Annotated in this window: 14 protein-coding genes; 8 read left to right on the top strand and 6 right to left on the bottom strand. The window is 62.5% G+C overall.

Annotated elements, in window-relative coordinates; translation table 11 throughout:
- Positions 1-101: 101 nt before the first annotated feature.
- The gene (gene rnd, locus DQG18_RS09850) at positions 102-1,259 is read right to left on the bottom strand and encodes a ribonuclease D (protein ID WP_116654096.1); all 1,158 of its coding nucleotides are present in this window, start codon (positions 1,257-1,259) and stop codon (positions 102-104) included.
- Positions 1,260-1,334: 75 nt separating this feature from the next.
- The gene (locus DQG18_RS09845; RefSeq protein WP_198669722.1) at positions 1,335-1,709 is read right to left on the bottom strand and encodes an iron chaperone; all 375 of its coding nucleotides are present in this window, start codon (positions 1,707-1,709) and stop codon (positions 1,335-1,337) included.
- Positions 1,710-1,873: 164 nt separating this feature from the next.
- Here DQG18_RS09845 and aspS point away from each other — a divergent pair, with 164 nt between their 5' ends.
- The 3 genes from aspS (at position 1,874) to DQG18_RS09830 (ending at position 7,833) form a co-directional block, all read left to right on the top strand.
- A complete protein-coding gene (aspS, locus tag DQG18_RS09840; RefSeq protein WP_116654094.1) occupies positions 1,874-3,670 on the top strand; it encodes an aspartate--tRNA ligase in 1,797 nt (598 codons plus the stop codon).
- A gap of 195 nt (positions 3,671-3,865) precedes the next feature.
- Positions 3,866-5,455: an EAL domain-containing protein gene (locus tag DQG18_RS09835; RefSeq protein WP_157970098.1), complete on the top strand. Its 1,590-nt coding sequence runs from the start codon at positions 3,866-3,868 to the stop codon at positions 5,453-5,455.
- Positions 5,456-5,547: 92 nt separating this feature from the next.
- Positions 5,548-7,833, top strand: coding sequence for an NADP-dependent malic enzyme (locus DQG18_RS09830; RefSeq protein ID WP_116654092.1), 2,286 nt, complete (start codon positions 5,548-5,550; stop codon positions 7,831-7,833).
- 110 nt (positions 7,834-7,943) lie between these two features.
- On the opposite strand, the gene DQG18_RS09825 is transcribed toward DQG18_RS09830, so the two are convergent.
- The 3 genes from DQG18_RS09825 to DQG18_RS09815 form a co-directional block, all read right to left on the bottom strand.
- Entirely contained in the window at positions 7,944-9,422 is a 1,479-nt protein-coding gene (locus DQG18_RS09825; RefSeq protein ID WP_116654245.1) for an AMP nucleosidase, read from the bottom strand.
- 309 nt (positions 9,423-9,731) lie between these two features.
- Positions 9,732-10,322, bottom strand: a complete 591-nt coding sequence (locus DQG18_RS09820) for a DUF1176 domain-containing protein (RefSeq protein ID WP_157970097.1) — start codon at positions 10,320-10,322, stop codon at positions 9,732-9,734.
- A 14-nt stretch (positions 10,323-10,336) separates the two neighbouring features.
- Positions 10,337-11,590 carry an aminopeptidase gene (locus DQG18_RS09815; protein WP_116654090.1) on the bottom strand — a complete coding sequence of 418 codons (1,254 nt, stop codon included), beginning with the start codon at positions 11,588-11,590 and terminating at the stop codon, positions 10,337-10,339.
- Between the two features lie 257 nt (positions 11,591-11,847).
- On the opposite strand from DQG18_RS09815, the gene DQG18_RS09810 reads away from it, so the two are divergent.
- The 3 genes from DQG18_RS09810 to DQG18_RS09800 all read left to right on the top strand — a co-directional run bounded on the left by DQG18_RS09810 (position 11,848) and on the right by DQG18_RS09800 (position 14,065).
- A complete protein-coding gene (locus DQG18_RS09810) occupies positions 11,848-13,269 on the top strand; it encodes a TIGR03862 family flavoprotein (protein WP_245958430.1) in 1,422 nt (473 codons plus the stop codon).
- Between the two features lie 37 nt (positions 13,270-13,306).
- Positions 13,307-13,765, top strand: coding sequence for a YbaK/EbsC family protein (locus tag DQG18_RS09805; RefSeq protein ID WP_116654089.1), 459 nt, complete (start codon positions 13,307-13,309; stop codon positions 13,763-13,765).
- A gap of 66 nt (positions 13,766-13,831) precedes the next feature.
- Positions 13,832-14,065, top strand: coding sequence for a hypothetical protein (locus tag DQG18_RS09800; protein ID WP_116654088.1), 234 nt, complete (start codon positions 13,832-13,834; stop codon positions 14,063-14,065).
- A 128-nt stretch (positions 14,066-14,193) separates the two neighbouring features.
- Here DQG18_RS09800 and DQG18_RS09795 read toward each other — a convergent pair whose 3' ends face one another.
- Positions 14,194-17,880 (bottom strand): vitamin B12-dependent ribonucleotide reductase, encoded by a 3,687-nt coding sequence (locus DQG18_RS09795; protein ID WP_116654087.1) that lies wholly within the window; start codon positions 17,878-17,880, stop codon positions 14,194-14,196.
- Between the two features lie 508 nt (positions 17,881-18,388).
- Between DQG18_RS09795 and DQG18_RS09790 the strand changes: the two genes are divergently transcribed.
- Positions 18,389-18,826 carry an NADH:ubiquinone oxidoreductase subunit NDUFA12 gene (locus DQG18_RS09790; protein WP_116654086.1) on the top strand — a complete coding sequence of 146 codons (438 nt, stop codon included), beginning with the start codon at positions 18,389-18,391 and terminating at the stop codon, positions 18,824-18,826.
- Between the two features lie 28 nt (positions 18,827-18,854).
- Complete coding sequence (locus DQG18_RS09785) at positions 18,855-19,247, top strand: DUF2155 domain-containing protein (RefSeq protein WP_425454222.1); 393 nt, start codon at positions 18,855-18,857, stop codon at positions 19,245-19,247.
- Positions 19,248-19,272 lie beyond the last annotated feature (25 nt).

Here is a 19,272-nt window from a genome sequence, read left to right as displayed (position 1 = left end):
ATCGCCCCCCGAGGCGGATGTTTAGGGTTATGGACCCCGGCTCAAGGCCGGGGTAGCGAAGGAGAGAAATGGGGCAAGTGAAGTGAGCAGCCGAGAGTTGGCTACTCCAGATCCACCGGCACTTCCACCACGCCCTTGCGGGTTGCGGCCAGCGCCAGGCGGCCGTGCTTGATCGCCAGCGCTTTTTCACCGAACAGCTTGCGCCGCCAGCCCTTAAGGGCGGGCACGTCGGCGTGGTCGTCGAGGACGATGGCGTCGATGTCGTCGGATGAGGCGATGATGCGGCTGGCGACGCCGTTGCTGTCGGCGATCGCCTTGAGCAGGACGCGCAGCAAATCCCCGATGGCGCCCTTGGGCGATGGGCCGCGCGGCTTTTCGGCCACCTTGGGGAGTGCGCTCTTGTCCATCGCCTCGACCGATTTCAGCACATCGACGATCTCGGCGGCCGAGGACGAGCGGCCATAGCCGCGTGGCACGGCGCGCAGCTTTTCAAAGGCGGCGGGGGTAAGGGGGCGCTGGATGGCGAGTTCGGCGACCGCGTCGTCCTTGAGCACGCGGCTGCGCGGCTGGTCGTTGGTCTGTGCCTTCTGCTCGCGCCAGGCGGCAAGCGCCTGGAGGGCCGCGAGGTCGCGGGGGCGGTTGACCTTGGCCTTGATGCGCTTCCAGGCGTCTTCGGGTTGGACGACATAGGTGCCGACATTCTCGAGCACCGCCATTTCGTCCTCGACCCAGCTCTGGCGCCGGGCCTTGGCGATCTCGTTGCGCAGATTGACGTAGATGTTGCGCAGATGGGTGACGTCGGCCAGCGCATAGGTGAGCTGTTTTTCGGAAAGCGGGCGCGACGACCAGTCGGTAAAGCGCGAGCTCTTGTCAATCTGCTCGCCCACGATGGCGCGCACCAGATTGTCATAGGAAATGGAATCGCCGTGCCCGCATACGCTCGCCGCGATCTGGGTGTCGAACAGCGGGGCGGGCACGAGCCCGAAGAGCTTTACGAAAATCTCGATATCCTGCCGGGCGGCGTGGAAAACCTTGGTCACGTGGTCATCGGCCAGAAGGTCGGCCAGCGGGTCAAGCACCAGCCCGTCGGCAAGCGGATCGATGATCACCGCGCGGTCGGGCGTTGCCGCCTGAACGAGACAGAGTTTGGGCCAGTAAGTCGTTTCGCGGAGGAATTCGGTATCGACGGTGACGAAATCGTAGGTAGCTGCATCCTTGCAGAACGCGGCGAGGGCCTGCGTCGTGGTGATGACCTGCATAAGCTCGTTTCTTGGGTTGGGACGTAATCGGTGCCGGTTTCCTAACAGGTCGGGGCTGTTTGGCAAAGGCCGGTTTTACATCCAGCGCGCGCCGTTTTCCTCGACATCGCGTATCCTGTGGGCCGCGATCTCGGCGATAAGATCGAGCGGCAGCGGCTTGTCGTGGGGAAAGCTTACCCCGACACCGGTAATCCGGTAATCCTCGAGCCGGTCGAGAAACGGCTCGAGCGCCGCCGGCGTGGGGTAGAAATTGGTATGGGCCTTGAACCCGGCGAAGGAAAAGTAGATGCGGGTGCCGGTAAAGGTCGGACTGCCCCATTTGATGCCCTGTTCGGCCTTGGGTGCCACTTGCGCAAGGCAGGCGTACAGAGCTTCCAGATTGGGCCGGGCATCTTTTGGGGCCCGGGCGATATAGGCGGGGATGGTCGTTGGTTTGTCCGCTCCTGCCATGGCAAGGCTCTCCGAATGGCTGAACGCCACCGCATCATCGCCGCGCGAGGGATGCGAGGCAACCCCCGTGCGGGCGGAAACAGGCTTCCATGCTTGACATTTGGGGCGTGCCGTGCGCTTTTCCGGCACGAATTTCCCCGCATCGTTTTGAGAGACTTCCGATCATGCATCGCTATCGTTCGCACACCTGCGCCCAGCTCGAAAAGGGCGATGTGGGCCAGACCGCCCGGCTCTCGGGATGGGTGCACCGCATTCGCGATCATGGCGGGCTGCTGTTCATCGATCTGCGCGATCATTACGGGCTGACCCAGTGTGTGGTCGACCCCGATTCTCCCGCCTTCGCGCTGGCCGAGACGGTGCGCGCAGAATGGGTCATCCGTGTCGATGGCGAGGTGAAGGCCCGTACGCCCGAGACCACCAACAGGAACCTGCCGACCGGCGAGGTCGAAGTCTTCATCCGCGAGATCGAGGTGCTGGGCAAGTCCGCAGAACTGCCCCTGCCGGTGTTCGGGGAACCGGATTATCCCGAGGATACGCGCCTGCGCTATCGCTTCATCGATCTCAGGCGCGAGACGCTGCACGCCAATATCGTCAAGCGCAGCAAGATCATCGCCGCGATGCGCGAGGGGATGACCGAGGCGGGGTTTGGCGAATATTCGACGCCGATCCTCACCGCGTCCTCGCCCGAGGGCGCGCGCGACTTCCTCGTGCCCAGCCGCATGCATCCGGGCAAGTTCTTCGCGTTGCCGCAGGCGCCCCAGCAATACAAGCAATTGCTGATGGTTGCCGGGTTCGACCGCTATTTCCAGATCGCCCCGTGCTTCCGCGACGAGGACCCGCGCGCCGACCGGCTGCCGGGCGAGTTCTACCAGCTCGACCTCGAAATGAGTTTTGTGACGCAGGAAGAGATCTGGGACACGCTGACCCCGATCATGACCTCGGTGTTCGAGCAGTTCGCCGAGGGTAAGCGGGTGACCAAAGACTGGCCGCGTATCCCCTATGACACCGCCATGCGCAAATACGGCACCGACAAGCCGGACCTGCGCAACCCGATCGAAATGCAGGACGTGACCGATCACTTCCGGGACTCTGGGTTCAAGGTGTTCGCCAACCAGATCGCCAACGACCCCAAGGTCGAGGTCTGGGCCATTCCGGCAAAGAACAAGGCGGGGGCCGAGCCGATCGGCCGCGCGTTCTGTGACCGCATGAACGCCTGGGCGCAGGGCGAGGGCCAACCGGGGCTGGGCTACATCTTTTTCAAGGAAGGAGCCGGCTCTGGCCCGATCGCCAAGAATATCGGCGAAGAGCGTACCGACGCGCTCCGCGCCCAGCTTGGGCTGGAAGACGGCGATGCGGTGTTCTTCGTCTGCGGTGTGCCGGCGAAATTCGCGGCCTTCGCCGGGTCGGCGCGCACGCGGATCGGGACCGATCTCGATCTTGTCGATCTGGACAGTTTCGAGCTGTGCTGGATCGTCGATTTCCCGTTCTATGAGTGGGACGAGGACGAAAAGAAGCTCGATTTCGCGCACAACCCCTTCTCGATGCCGCAGGGCGGGCTCGACGCGCTCCAGAACGCCGATCCACTGACCATCAAGGCCTATCAGTACGATGCGGTCTGCAACGGTTTCGAGATCGCTTCGGGCTCGATCCGGAACCAGGAGCCCGAGACAATGATCGCCGCGTTCGAGAAGGTCGGGCTCTCAAAGGCCGATGTCGAGGACAAGTTCGGCGGGCTCTATCGCGCCTTCCAGTACGGCGCACCGCCACATGGCGGGGCGGCGTTCGGGATCGACCGGGTGGTGATGCTGCTGTGCGGCGCGCAGAATCTGCGAGAGATCACCCCGTTCCCCATGAACCAGCAGGCCGAAGACCTGCTGATGGGCGCGCCGAGCGAACCCACCGCGCGCCAGCTCCGCGAACTGCACCTGCGGGTCAACATGCCGGCGGAAAAGAAGGGCTGAGCACTCAGCCCCGTTCGCTTCTCCGGCGAAAGCCGGAGTCCATCCTGCAGCATTCGTGGTGGTGGATGGTTTGCGATGGGTCCCGGCTTTCGCCGGGACAGCGAGGGGAGAGAGACAAGCGTTTCCCCATCACCATTAATGCGCGGTTAAACGCTTCACCTTAGTGTCGGTGCGTCGTATTTCCGTGGGGCAGGCGTGCGGTCCAGATCTTCCCATATTCTCGTTGCCGTCGTCGCTGCAGTGGCCTTTTTGCCGGTGCTGGCGGTGGATTATGTGCTTGATGGCTATGTGAAGTCGCGCGAGACCCAGAAGCTGCAGGCGGCGGTCGATGCGATTACCCATGATAGCCAGATCATCGTGCAGGATGCGGTGCAGGCGCTGCGGGTGATCCTTCATCACAGCCCGTCGCTGTGCACGCCCACCTTTTTTTCCAACGTCAATGCCCAGTTGCAGCGCTCGCGTTTCGTGCGCCAGATCGCGGTGGAGAACGCCGAGGGCATCCAGTATTGCGCGGCCTATGACGGGGTCGTCAACTATCGCGCTCTTTCCGAGTCGCTGGCCATTCCCGGTCACACCGAGGTTCTCAGCGTCGTCGAACTCGAAGGCGAGGACCATTCGATCCTCAAGATTTCGCAACGGTTCGGCGGCAACCGCACGGTTTCCGCGTTTGTCGAGGCCGTGCCGTTGGTGACGCGCGATGTGCCGCTTGTGGTGGGCAATATGCGTCATCTGGTGGTTTCACTCACCAATGGCGCGCCGGTGGTGCTGCGGGGCGATGCCGTGGATGCGGCTCCCTCGTCCAATGGCGATTATATCCTTGCGCGCTCGTTCGCCGGCGACATTCCCCTCAAGGCCGAGGCGGGGGTGAGTTTCGAGACGGTGCGGGCCGGCTATGCCGAGCTCGATATCGGGTTGACGCTGGTTGCCTGCCTCCTGGGGGTGACCCTGCTGCTGCTTGCGCTGCAGTTTGCGCGCCGCTCCAATCTTCCGTCCTTCGAGATCGAACGGGCGATCGTTGCGGGCGAGATGAAGCCCTATTACCAGCCGGTGATAAACTTGAAGACCGGCAAGCTGATCGGCTGCGAGGTGCTGGTGCGCTGGGTCAAGCGCAACGGGGAAGTGGTGCCGCCGGGCGCCTTCATCGATTATGCCGAAATTTCCGGCCTTGCGGTGCCCATGACGCTGAGCCTCATGGAGCAGGTGCGGTTCGACCTCGAGGAACTGTGCGCCGAGGTGCCCGACTTCAAGGTCTCGATCAACCTCTTCGAGGGCCACTTCCGGGATGGGTCGATCGTTGAGGATATCCAGTCGATTTTTGGCGGCAGCGGGATCAATTACCGCCAGCTCGTCTTCGAGATCACCGAGCGGCGTCCGCTCGACGACAAGGATGCGGTCAACACCGTGGTTTCAGCGATGCACAAGCTGGGCGTGCGCATCGCCATGGACGATGCGGGTACTGGGCACTCCAACCTTGCCTATCTCCAGACACTGGGCATCGACATCGTCAAGATAGACAAGATTTTCGTCGACATGATCAGGGACGCCAACGTCCCCGTGCCGGTGATCGATGGGCTGATCGCCATGGCCAAGGACATGGATATCGAGATTATCGCCGAGGGCGTCGAGACGCAGGAACAGGCGCTTTACCTGCGCTCCAAGAACGTTTTTCTGGCACAGGGATACCTGTTTTCCCCGCCCGTAAAACTGTCCTCGTTCCTCACGCTGGCCAACGCGCTCAAGCCCCAGGCGCGCCGCTCCAACTTCGGGGACGATCTGGCGGCCTGATTTCCTTGCCGCCGTGCGGAAAGTCGCGTGCTTCGGCTTTCCTTTTGAGGTGAATAATGGCACCTAGAACCGAGGTCCTCTGAGGAGATGGCATGACTGACGAACCGCGTGACGCCCAGCGGGCGTTGAGAGACGCCGCGCTGCACTTCCACAACTATCCCAAGCCCGGAAAGCTGGAGATTTCCCCCACCAAGCCGCTGGCCAACCAGCGCGACCTTGCGCTCGCCTATTCGCCGGGCGTGGCCGCGCCGTGCGAGGAAATCGCGGCCAACCCGGAAACGGCGGCGCAGTACACCTCGCGGGCCAATCTTGTGGCGGTGATTTCCAACGGCACGGCGGTTCTGGGCCTTGGCAATATCGGGGCGCTGGCCTCCAAGCCCGTCATGGAAGGCAAGGCGGTCCTGTTCAAGAAGTTTGCAGGGATAGATTCGATCGATCTGGAGATCGACGAACTCGACCCCAAGAAGTTCATCGAAACAGTCGCCCCGCTCTGGCCCTCCTTCGGTGGCATCAACCTCGAGGATATCAGGGCACCGGACTGCTTCGAGATCGAGGAAGCGCTGCGCGAGCGCATGCCGATCCCCGTATTCCACGACGACCAGCACGGCACCGCGATCATCGTCGCTGCCGCCGTGCTCAATGGGCTGAAGATCGCGGGCAAGGATATCGCCAACGTCAAGATCTGCACCTCCGGGGCAGGAGCCGCGGCCATTGCCTGCCTCAACATGCTGATCGCGGTTGGCGCGAAGCGCGAGAACATCTGGGTGGCAGACCGTGAGGGCCTTGTCACCACGGCACGGCACAACCTGGTCGATCGCTGGCGCGGCTCGTTCGCCCAGGATACCGACAAGACCTCGCTGGCCGAGGTGATGGAGGGGGCCGATATTTTTCTCGGTCTTTCGGCGGCGGGGGCCCTCAAGCCCGAAATGCTCAAGGATATGGCCAAGGACCCGCTGATCCTGGCGCTCTCCAATCCCATTCCCGAGATCATGCCGGAAGTCGCGCAGGAAGCGCGCCCCGATGCGATGATCTGCACCGGGCGTTCGGATTACCCCAATCAGGTCAACAACGTACTGTGCTTCCCCTTCATTTTCCGGGGCGCGCTCGACGTGGGCGCGACGATGATCAACGAGGAGATGAAGGCAGCGGCGGCCCACGCCATCGCCAAACTGGCGCACGAGCCGGTGCTCGAAGCCATTCCCAGCGGCGCATCGACCTTCGGACGCGACTATCTCATCCCCAACCCGTTTGATCAGCGCCTGATCCTCCGGATCGCGCCGGCCGTGGCCAAGGCGGCGATGGACACCGGCGTCGCGCAGCGTCCCATCACCGATTTCGAGGCGTACAAGGACAGCCTCAATCAGTTCGTCTTCCGCTCCGGCATGGTGATGAAGCCCATGATCGAGCAGGCGCGGGGCAGGGCAAAGCGCATTGCCTTTGCCGATGGCGAGGACGAGCGCGTGCTGCGCGCAACGCAGGTGATCCTCGAAGAAGGGCTCGGCAAGCCCATTCTCATCGGGCGCCCCTTCGTCATCGAGCAGCGCATCGAGCGCATCGGGGTTCCGCTGACGCCGGGCAAGGATTTCGAGATCATCAACCCCGAGGATGATCCGCGCTACAAGGAATACGTTTCGGAGTTCCACTCGCTTGTGGGCCGGTCGGGGGTAACGCCGGATACCGCGCGCACCATCGTGCGCACCAACACCACGGTCATCGGCGCGCTGGCGGTCAAGCGAGGCGATGCGGACGGGCTGATCTGCGGCTTGCAAGGCCGCTACATCAAGCATGTGCGTGACATCAAATCCATCATCGGGTTGTCGGAGGGTGTTTCGGACGTTTCGGCGCTGTCGATGCTCATCATGCCGCGCGGGGTGTTTTTCCTTGCCGATACCTATGTGAACATGGAGCCCAGCGCCGACGAGATCGTGTCGATCACGCTGCAAGCGCGCGACCACCTCAAACGCTTCAACATCGAAGCCAAGGCGGCGCTGCTGAGCTATTCCAATTTCGGCTCGCGGATCGGGGACACCTCGGTCAAGATGCACGAGGCATACAACACGCTCAAGCAGGTGGCGCCGGAACTGATCGTGGAAGGCGAAATGCAGGGCGATCTGGCGCTCAACCAGACGCTGCGCGAACGCTACATCCCCGACAGCGTGTTGAAGGGCGAGGCCAATCTTCTGGTCTTCCCGAACCTTGAAAGTGCGAATCTTTCCATGACCTTGCTCAAGGAGTTGAACAACGCACTTCCGGTCGGGCCGATCCTGATGGGCACCAGAGCCCCCGCCCACATCCTCGCGCCCTCCGTCACCAGCCGTGGGATCGTCAATATGACGGCGATAACGGTCAGCGAGGCGCTGGCGGCGGGGCGGGAGTAGGGCCCCCACCGTTCGCTTCCCCGGCGAAAGCCGGGGACCATGCCTCGGCGTCCGCGCGTGAGGAGACAATGGGTCCCGGCTTTCGCCGGGACAGCTAAGGTGGATGTAGGTTACTGAAACGCCGTCTCCGCAAAGCTCCTGAGCTTGCGTGAATGCAGCCGTTCGACGCGTTGGTTGCGCAGGATTTCCATGGCCTTCAAACCGATCAGCAGGTGCCGGTTGACCTGCGTGCGGTAAAAATCCGAGGCCATGCCGGGGAGCTTCAATTCGCCGTGCAGGGGCTTGTCCGAGACGCAGAGCAGGGTGCCGTAGGGTACGCGGAAGCGGAAGCCGTTGGCGGCGATGGTGGCGCTTTCCATGTCGAGCGCGATGGCGCGTGATTGCGAGAGACGGCGCACGATCTCATTTTGATCGCGCAACTCCCAGTTCCGGTTGTCGATGGTGAACACGGTACCCGTGCGCATGATCGCCTTGGCCTCGAGCCCTTCGAGATTGGTGATCTCGCCCACGGCGTCCTGCAGCGCCACCTGGATTTCGGCGAGCGCGGGGATGGGCACCGTGACCGGCAGGTCGTCGTCGAGCACGTGGTCCTCGCGCACATAGGCATGGGCCAGCACGTAGTCGCCCAGAGACTGGGAATTGCGCAGCCCCGCGCAATGGCCCAGCATCAGCCAGGCGTGGGGGCGGAGCACGGCGACGTGGTCGGTGGCGGTTTTCGCATTGGAAGGACCGACGCCGATATTGATCATCGTTATGCCGCGCCCGTTGGTTGCGGTCAGGTGATAGGCGGGCATCTGCGGCTGGCGCGCAACGCGGACCCCGGTCGTTTCTCCGCCAAGGCGGGCGTTCATGGTCACCACATTGCCCGGCTCGACGAAGCTCTCGTAAAATTCATGCCCGTCTGCCATCCATTGCGCGGCAAGCCGGATGAATTCCTCGATATAGAACTGGTAGTTCGTGAAGATCACGAAGTTCTGGAAATGCTCGGGCGTCGTGCCGGTGTAGTGGTTGAGCCGGTGCAGCGAATAGTCGATGCGCGGCGCGGTGAAGGCCGCCAGCGGGAACGGCCCGCCGGCCGGGGGGATGAAGGTGCCATTGGCGATCTCGTCGTCCACATGCGCAAGGTCGGGCACATCGAACAGGTCGCGCAGGGGAACGCCGATATCGAGCAGCACCTCGCCCTCGACGCGCTCGGTGGGGTCCACGGCAAAATGGAGGGGAATGGGGGTTTCCGATTCCCCGATCTCGATCTGCCCGCCATGGTTCTTGAGGATCAGGTCGAAATTCTCGATCAGGTATCTGTGGTAGAGCTTGGGCTGGGTCAGCGTCGTCTGGTAAAGGCCGGGGCTGTGCAGGAACCCGTAGGCCAGCCGGGAATTGGCGTTCTGCTGGAAGCTCGTCGAGAGCAATTGCGCCATCGGATAGTGCGCGCGGATCTTGCCCGGCGGGACGATGCCCCGCGTGAGGTTGACCAGATGCTCGCGGATGAACCCCGTGTTGCGTTCGTAAATCTCGCTCACATATTCCCATGCCTTCTCGGTATCGGTGAAGGATTTGAGCGGCATCGGATCGGGGGTTACGAGCTTCATGATGTTTCCCTTTTTCTTGTTCTTGTTAGCATATTGGCACGTGCTTATCACAGTTCGGTGAGCGGGCCTTTTATTGCCGCATTGACGCGCGATATTATAGGCATCTGCCATGGCGGCAAACGCGCCCATGCAGGACGTTTATAAATTGCCGCCAGTTCCGCGATCCGGGAAGTACCCCCACCTCCCCAATTGTCGGAACGGCTGATGTGCGCTTTCGCTGTAGTCCCCCAAGCCCTCAACAGCGCGGCGGAAGCGCAAATATTGAGGCCGCAGTCGCCCGCCCGGCGCTGCGGCCTTTTTTTATGGGTGCTATTTGTACTCCACGATGCGCTGCGGGTTCTGCTCGCCGTCATATGTGGCATCGACGTCGTAGGTCTTGAGCACGAACTGTCCCTTGTCGAACACCCAGTGGCCCGAGGAAAAGGCATCACCCAGCCCGCGCCACAGCGTATGGTCGGTAATCGTCTGCGCTTCGGGGTCGAATTCGGGGTTGGTGAGCATGAACTGGGTGTCGAAACCGCGCACCCTGATCGTTTCCACCGCGCCCTCGAAATCGTCGTTTTCATATTCGACGTCGTAGTGAGGCGTGGCGAAACTTACCGGCATGAGCCCCGGGAAAGGGTCGTCGTCCTGCTCGAGATAATAGACCAGATTGACGTTGTAGGCGCCCGCCGAGCAGAAGAACTGGTGCAGCGTGCCCGAATACTGGACGTCCGAATAGCCGTCCTCCCAGGTCAGTGACCAGCTTTCGTTGGGATAGTATTCCGCTGCCGCGCTTTCCTCATCGAGAAAGCAGAAATCGCTGAACGCCGTCTCGAACGCGGCTTGCGCATCCTGGGCGCTGGCGGGCGCGGCCAGCGCGAGAACGGCGAAAACCCCGGTAATGGCTGGCCTGATCATGCGGACGCCCTTTCTCAATAGGCCCATTCGCCCTTGCGGAACACCGGCACGCGTGTGCCGTCATCCTTGATGCCGTCGATATCGGTTTCGCCCGAGCCGATCATCCAGTCGATATGGATGAGGCTGGAATTGCCGCCGCGCTCCTTGATCTCGGCCTCGGAGAGCTTGTCGCCATCGACGAAACACTCCGAGTAGCACTGGCCCATGGCGATGTGGCAGGCGGCGTTCTCGTCGAACAGGGTGTTGTAGAACAGGATGCCCGACTGGCTGATGGGTGAGGAATGGGGCACCAGCGCCACCTCGCCGATGCGGCGGCCGCCCTCATCGGTATCGAGCACCTTGTTCCAGACCTCGCCGCCCTTCGTCGCCGTCACCTCGACCGCAACGCCATCCTTGAACACCATCTCGATATTTTCGATCAGCGTGCCCTGATGGGAAAGCGGTTTTGTCGCGCGCACCCGGCCGTTGACGCGGCGGGCGTGCGGAGTGGTGAACACCTCTTCGGTCGGGATGTTGGGGTTGCAGGTGATTCCGTTCTTGGCCTTCGATGCGCCGCCCTTCCAGGCGTGCCCATCGGCCAGCCCTACCACCAGATCGGTGCCGGGGGCGGTGAAATGCAGGTCGCGGAAGTTCTGCGCATTGAGCCAGTCGCGGCGCGCGTGAATATCCGCGTTGTGCCGCGCCCATTCGGCCACCGGATCGTCGCGGTCGACGCGGGACGCGGCGAAGATCGCATCGGCCAGCTTGACGATCGCCTCGTCTTCGGGAAGGCCGGGAAAGACGAGTTGCGCCCATTTCGCGTTGGGATAGGAAACGATGTTCCAGTTGGTCGCGAACGTCGTGATGCGCTGGATGGCCGGCTTATAGGCAATCGAGGTCGCCTTGTTGGCGCGCGCCACCTTTTCGGGGTCCTCATCGGCCAGCATCATGGGGTTGTCGCCCGCGATGGCAAGGCGTGCGGTGTTGGTATCGAACGCCTTGGCCATGCCCTCGAACAGCCAGTCGGCGGCGGTATCGAACGCACCGTCCGGCGCATTGCGAAACCTTGAAAGCGTGGTTGCCTCGTCCGAATAGATGGTGGTCACCAGATGCGCGCCTGCCTTGTAGGCATGCTCGGTGATGGCGCGCACGAGCGGCAGCGCGGTGATCGGTGCGGTCATCAACAGGCTCTGGCCGGGTGCGAGGCCAAGCCCGGTATGAACCGCGACTTGCGCGAGCTTGTCGAGTTTTTGCGGATCGACGGCGGGAAAGGAGGGCAGGGCGGTCATTGGGTAACTCTTTTGAGATTGGACTCGTCACTTGGAAGGCCGAGCCTAACGCTTCAACCCTTGCGCGTCTATCGGGGGAAGGGCATGAGGGAAAGCAAGTTTCGGCTTGCGCCGCCCCCCCTCCCAGCCTCCCCCACAAGGGGGGAGGTGCTGGCTCTGTGCGCATGGAGACAGCCTGGCAAAGAGGAAGCACCCTCCCCTTGATGGGGAGGGCCGGGGAGGGGTGCAGCGGCGCTCACGACGGCCTAGGAGGTCAGATGAAACACATCGGCATCATCGGTGGCGGCCCGGCGGGGCTGATGGCGGCGGAGGTTCTTTGCGCAACAGGGCACAAGGTCACCGTTTACGAGGCCATGCCAACCGTGGGCCGCAAATTCCTGATGGCCGGGAAGTCCGGCCTCAACCTCACCCACGCCGAACCGCACGCCGATTTTCTCACCCGCTTCGGTACGACCGGCCATCGCCTGCGTCCGATCCTCGATGCGTTTACCGGCGCCGATGCGCGGGAATGGGCGGCGGGTTTGGGGCAGGAGACGTTCACGGGATCGTCGGGACGGGTGTTCCCGGTGGCCATGAAGGCATCGCCGTTGCTGCGTGCGTGGCTCGCGCGTTTGGAGGCGCGCGGGGTAACGGTGCTTACGCGGCATCGCTGGGTGGGGTTTGCTGGCATCGCTGCACCCCTCATCCGACCCGGCTTCGCCGGCCCACTTTCGTCATTCAAATCGCTCCACTGGAGCGATTTGCCCTTCGGGACATTCCTCAATCCCACAAGGGGAGAAGGGAACTTCGTGGATGCCTCGGCTCCTTCGCCCCCCTCTCCCCTTGAGGGAGAGGGGTTGGGGGTGAGGGGTGCCGGCTCTGAAACCAGCCAAAGACTCGCCTTTCAATTCGACACCCCCACCGGCCCCCAAACCTACCATTTCGACGCCGTTATCCTCGCGCTGGGTGGCGCGAGCTGGCCCCGACTCGGGGCGGATGCTGCGTGGGTTCCGTGGCTGGCCGACAAGGGCATTCCGATCCTCCCCTTCCGCCCCGCCAATTGCGGGTTCGATGTGGATTGGCCGGAAGAGATCGGCAGCCGGTTTGCCGGAATGCCGGTCAAATCCGTCGCCGCAACCTCCGCATCGGGCACATCGCGGGGCGAATTCGTCATCACCCGCACGGGGATCGAAGGCAGCCTCGTTTACACTCATTCCGCTGCGTTGCGCGATGCGTTGGAGCGTGATGGGGAAGCCATTCTCATCCTCGATCTCCTGCCGGGCCGGGACGCGGCGCGGATTGCGCGCGATCTGGAAAAGGCCGGGCGCAAGGCGAGCTTTTCAAACCGGTTGCGCAAGGCCGGGCTCGATCCGGTGAAGGCCGCGCTGGTGCGGGCATTTTCCACGGTGGGCGAGCGGAGCCAGCCTCAAACTCTTGCCGCCCGCATCAAGGCGTTGCCGCTCCCCGTTGAGCGCCCGCGCCCGATTGCCGAGGCGATTTCCTCGGCGGGCGGCATTGCGTGGGAGGCGGTGGATGAAAACCTGATGCTGGAAGCGCTGCCGGGCGTCTTCGTTGCGGGCGAAATGCTCGATTGGGAGGCGCCAACCGGCGGCTATCTGCTCACCGCCTGCCTTGCAACAGGATGCTGGGCGGGCAAGGGCGTGCGCCACTGGCTTGAGCGGGATGGAATGATTGTGTAACCGGTAAGGGTCTCTGTCCTTTTTTCCGGTTGTCTTCATGAGCCTTGAGTCCGTCCGCGCCTTTCTGGCCCAGCACGCCCCCGAAATCGAGATCGAGGAAGCGCAAACGAGCAGCGCTACCGTTGCCCTGGCCGCCGAAGCCTTCGGCGTTGCGCCCGGCCAGATCGCCAAGACGCTGTCGCTGCGTGTGGGCGAACGCGTGTTCCTGCTGGTCACCAAGGGCACCGCGCGGCTGGACAACAAAAAAGCCCGCACAGCGTTCGGCGGCAAGGCCAAGATGCTGGGGCTCGATGAGGTGGAAGCCATCACCGGCCACCCGGTGGGCGGCGTCTGTCCCTTCGGGCTGGTCCAGCCGCTGCCGGTCTATTGCGATGTGAGCCTGAAAGAATTCGACATCGTCGTCCCGGCGGCGGGCAGCACCAACAGCTCGGTGCGCATTTCGCCGGACCGGCTGGCCGAGATTACCGGCGCGGAATGGGTGGATGTGGGCGCGTAAGGGCCGGTATGGTGCGCGCCCGATTCGTGATAAGTGGGCAATCGTGATTTCAGGGGAATTTTATCAATGAGCGAGCCGAATCTGGCAGAAGCGATTGACGCCATTTATGCGTCGCTGGCCGCGGACAACGCGGACCTCGATACCCATATCGCCAACCTCAAACGCGTCATGGCGCGCGAGGGCGCGAAAGAGGCCGTGTTCGAGCCGGCGAGGCTCGCGCAAAACAACCGCGCAGGCCGCAAGACGATGCAGGCCTATTTCCGCCAGCGTGGTGTGAAGGTGGCGTTTTCGGGGACGTAGGATGCTTGCGTTGGGATCGCGCTGGACCCCGGTATTTATTACCGGGGTCCAGCACAAAGCCTCCGCCACAACGTTGCTCAGGGTGACGGAAACATCCGCCACCCTTTGAAAATCATGTCGGGATTCGATCAGCTACACCCGGTCGTCGACCCGCACGTGTCGCACTTGAGACACGTCCCGTTCCGCACCAGCGTAAAATTCTGGCACTCCGAGCACGCTTCCCCGACATAGCCCTTCATCTGGGCTTCCATGCGCAGCGTGTTAGTGTCCTTTGCGGCGGCGGCTTTCACCTCCTCGAAGGGAGGCAATTCCGCTTTGGGAGCTTCCTGGCGGTCCTGTTTCAGGGCCGTCACCGCCGAGGTCTGCATGGCCTGCACGGGGTTGGCGGGCTTGTAGTCCGAGGAGGCGACCAGCATCAGGGTCTTGTCCTTCACCCGCCCGCGGGTCATGCCGCGCGAGACGAAGTTGTCGGCGGGCATGGGGGCAGGGGTGGCGCGGTCGGTGATGGCCTTGTCCTCGGAAACGCCCTTGCCGATCGAGGTGGCGCCCGCATCGGGGGTCACATGGGCAAGGTCGGTCCGGTCGAGATACGAGATCGCCAGTTCGCGGAACACGTAGTCGAGGATCGAGGTGGCGTTCTTGATGGTGTCGTTGCCCATCACGAGGCCGGCCGGCTCGAAGCGCGTGAAGGTGAAGGCTTCCACGAATTCGTCCAGCGGCACGCCATATTGCAGGCCGATGGAGATGGCGATGGCGAAATTGTTCATCATGGCGCGGAAGGCGGCGCCTTCCTTGTGCATGTCGATGAAGATCTCGCCCAGCCGCCCGTCGCCATATTCGCCGGTGTGGAGATAGACCTTATGGCCGCCAACGATCGCCTTCTGGGTGTAGCCCTTGCGGCGGTCGGGCATCCTTTCGCGCTCGCGGATGCGTTCCACCACGCGCTCGATAACCTTTTCCGCCACGGCCGGAATGCGCTCGGCGGCGGTGAGGGCGGCGAGTTCGGCCGCGTCGTCCTCATCCTCGTCCTCGTCAGCAAGGATAGAGGCGTTGAGCGGCTGGGAAAGCTTGGAGCCGTCGCGATAGAGCGCGTTGGCCTTCAATGCCAGCTTCCAGGAGAGCATGTAGCTTTCCTTGCAGTCCTCGACGGTCGCATCGTTGGGCATGTTGATGGTTTTCGAGATCGCGCCCGAAATGAAGGGCTGGCTCGCGGCCATCATGCGGATGTGGGATTCGACCGAGAGATAACGCTTGCCGATCTTGCCGCACGGAGTGGCGCAATCGAAGACCGGCAGATGCTCGTCCTTGAGGAACGGTGCGCCTTCCAGCGTCATCGCGCCGCAAACGTGGATGTTTGCCGCTTCGATCTCCTTTTTGGAGAAGCCCAGGAAAGCCAGAAGCTCAAAGGCCGGGTCGGCAAGCTGCTCGTCGGTGACGCCGAGGAATTTGAGGAAATCAACGCCAAGCGTCCACTGGTTGAAGACGAACTTGATGTCGAAGGCCGACTTCATCCCGGCGTTGAGCGCTTCGATCTTGTCCTCGGGGAACCCCTTGGTAGCAAGCGTTGCCGGGTTGATGCCGGGCGCCTGGTTCATGTTGCCATGGCCCACGGCATAGGCCTCGATCTCGGCGATCTGGTCTTCCGAATAGCCAAGCGTCCTGAGCGCTTCGGGCACGGCGCGGTTGATGATCTTGAAATAACCGCCACCGGCGAGCTTCTTGAACTTCACCAGCGCGAAGTCGGGTTCGATCCCGGTCGTGTCGCAGTCCATCACCAGCCCGATGGTGCCCGTGGGGGCGATCACCGAGACCTGCGCGTTGCGATAGCCGTGCTTTTCGCCCAGCGTCAGCGCCTTGTCCCATGCCGCTTTTGCCGCCGAGAGCAGGTCGGCATCGATTGCCGCGCCGTGGTCGAGCGGGACGGGGGCGATGGCGACGTTCTCATAGCCGCCAGCTTCGCCATAGGCGGCGCGGCGGTGGTTGCGGATGACGCGCAGCATATGTTTTGAGTTGCGCTTGTAATCCTTGAACGCGCCCAGCTCGGAGGCGATTTCCGCCGAGGTGGCGTAGGAAATGCCCGAAAGGATCGCGGTCAGCGCACCGGCGATGGCGCGGCCTTCGTCGCTGTCATAGGGGATGCCCGAGGTCATCAGCAGACCGCCGATATTGGCGTATCCAAGGCCCAGCGTGCGGTAGAGGTAGGAGCGTTCGGCAATGGCGCGCGAGGGGAACTGCGCCATCATCACCGAGACTTCCAGCACCAGCGTCCACAGCCGCACGGTGTGCTCGTAACCTTCGATGTCGAACTTGCCGTCCTTGCCCCTAAAGGTCAGGAGGTTGATCGAAGCCAGGTTACAGGCCGTGTCGTCGAGGAACATATATTCCGAACACGGGTTGGAGGCGACGATCGGGCCGGCCTCGGGGCAGGTGTGCCAGTCGTTGATGGTCGAATGGTACTGGATGCCGGGATCGGCGCAGGCCCATGCGGCGTAGCCCACCGATTCCCAGAGGTCGCGGGCCTTGAGGGTTTTCGTTACCCGCCCGTCCTGGCGCGCGGTCAGGTTCCACTCGCCATCGTCCTCGACGGCCTTGAGGAATTGGTCGGTCACGCGCACCGAGTTGTTCGAGTTCTGGCCCGAAACGGTGAGATAGGCTTCGCTATCCCAATCGGTGTCGTAGATGGGGAATTCGATGTCGGTGTAGCCCTGTTTCGCGAACTGGATGACGCGGAAGATGTAGTTCTCCGGCACCAGGGCTTTCTTGGCGGCCTTGACCTCGCGCTTGAGCGCCGGGTTCCTCGTGACATCGAAGCAGTCGTCGCCATTGCCTTCGCAATTGACGGCGGCCTTCATGATGAGTTTCAGATGCTTGGAGACGACCTTGGAGCCCGTGACGAGCGCGGCCACCTTCTGCTCTTCCTTGACCTTCCAGTTGATATATTCCTCGATATCGGGGTGATCGATATCGATCACCACCATCTTGGCCGCGCGGCGCGTGGTGCCGCCCGATTTGATGGCGCCCGCAGCCCGGTCGCCGATCTTGAGGAACGACATAAGACCAGAGGACTTGCCGCCGCCCGAGAGCTTTTCGCCCGAGCCGCGCAGGGCCGAGAAATTGGTGCCGGTGCCCGAACCGTACTTGAACAGGCGCGCCTCGCGGACCCACAGGTCCATGATGCCGTTCTCGTTGACGAGGTCATCGTCCACGGACTGGATGAAGCACGCATGCGGCTGGGGATGCTCGTATGCGGATTTGGACTGCACCAGCTTGTGGGTGAAGGGGTCGACATAGAAATGGCCCTGGCCGGGGCCGTCGATGCCATAGGCCCAATGCAGGCCCGTGTTGAACCATTGCGGGGAATTGGGCGCGCAGCGCTGGGTGGCGAGCATGTAGCACAGCTCGTCGTAAAAGGCGCGCGCGTCGTCCTCGGAGGAGAAATAGCCGCCCTTCCAGCCCCAATAGGTCCAGGTGCCGGCGAGACGGCTGAAGACCTGCCGGGAATCGGTCTCCGAACCGTAGCGCTCTGCCTCGGGGAGCTTGGCGAGCGCCTTTTCGTCGGGAACCGAGCGCCAGAGCCATGAGGGAACGTCGTTCTCCTCAATCTTTTTCAAAGCCCTCGCAACGCCCGCCTTGCGGAAATATTTCTGCGCGATGATGTCAGCGGCGACCTGGCTCCAGGCCGCGGGCACGGCAATATCCTCGAGTCGGAACACCACGGACCCGTCCGGGTTGCGGATTTCGCTCGTTGCACTCTTGAATTCGATACCCGCGTAGGCGTCCTGGCCTGCCGTGGTAAAGCGCCGCTCTATTTGCATTGCCTTCTGGTTCCCCAAAGTTAGATGTCCGCTTGAGCCTGGCGGCTCTCGTTGGGACGATCCGTCATGTGTAGATTGCGTGACAGGCGAAGCACCTGTTGCAACCGACCTTTTTGCGATTCTGGCTCAAGGTCAATCGGACGAAATCGACTATCCCTAGTGCTCACTGTGTGGGCAAAACCTAAATATAGTGTGTTCTGCTGTGGATAGCGAGGAAAATGGGGACAACGGATCACTAGGATAACGCATACCTCCCCACCCCGGTTTCGACGAGGGTTAATAAAGTCTTGTTTGCGCTTTATGGGCTAAGTGCCGATGGTGCCTAGCGTCTTGCGAAGGGGGGTGCGAACTGAGTCTCCCCCCAGGCGCTGTCAAGCACGATTTTTTGATGTTTCGCGCAGTTTTTTCTTTTTTCCCGCCGCTGGATCGGAACCGGTTCTGGCCCCAGGCTCAGGCATCGATGCCAAAACGAGTAAACGGTCTAGGATCGTGGGAACCTGTGTGCTAAATGCCGGTGCAATCGATCTTGTGCATAAAGGCAATCGGCGTGGCAAAAGGCGGTATCGGGCAGATCATCTTCGAGCTTTTCGGCTGGTGGCACGGCCAGACGCTTTCGACGCGGATTTTCACCGCGTTGCGTGGCGTCAGGGTCGGCGAGGACGAGGCGGGCAATGTCTATTATACCGACAAGGCCAAAAAGCGCCGCTGGGTGGTCTATAACGGCCCGGCCGAAGCCTCCGCCATTCCTCCCGGCTGGCATGGCTGGATGCACCACCGCACCGATATCGCGCCCTCCGAGGCCGGCTACAATCCCCATGGCTGGGAGCTGCCGCACGTTTCCAACCTCACCGGCACGGCAGCGGCCTATCGTCCGGACGGGTCGATTCTCAACCCCCAGAAGCGTCCGCGCGTTACCGGGGATTACGACGCCTGGTCGCCGGAATAAGGGTGCGTTCCCGATGATCGGTCGGGAGATGGCGATTCGTGTTCTTCTCATGCTGGGCCTGCTGCTGCCGGTTCCCGCCCTCGGGCAAGCGGTGGCCAACCCCGTCGCGGTCTTTACCGGGCTCGACAAGATCACCGGGCGGATCACCACATTCGACGTCTATATCGATGAAACGGTGCAGTTCGGCTCGCTGCAACTGACGCCGCGCGTCTGCTACTCCCGCCCCACGACCGAAGCGCAGGACGTTTCGGCCTTTGTGGAGGTCGATCAGGTCTCGCTCCGCGCCACCATGCGGCGCATCTTTTCGGGCTGGATGTTCGCCGAAAGCCCCGCGCTGCACGCGATTGACGACGCGGTCTATGACATCTGGCTGGTGGACTGCAAGCAAAGCTCGGACATCCCGCCGCCCGGCGAGCGGTGAGGCGAACACGGATGGTGCATTTTGC

The organism is Pelagibacterium sediminicola (assembly GCF_003390885.1).
Lineage (GTDB): Bacteria > Pseudomonadota > Alphaproteobacteria > Rhizobiales > Devosiaceae > Pelagibacterium > Pelagibacterium sediminicola.
Note: the sequence above shows the minus strand (reverse complement) of the source record. Positions and strands in the feature narration are given on the sequence as shown.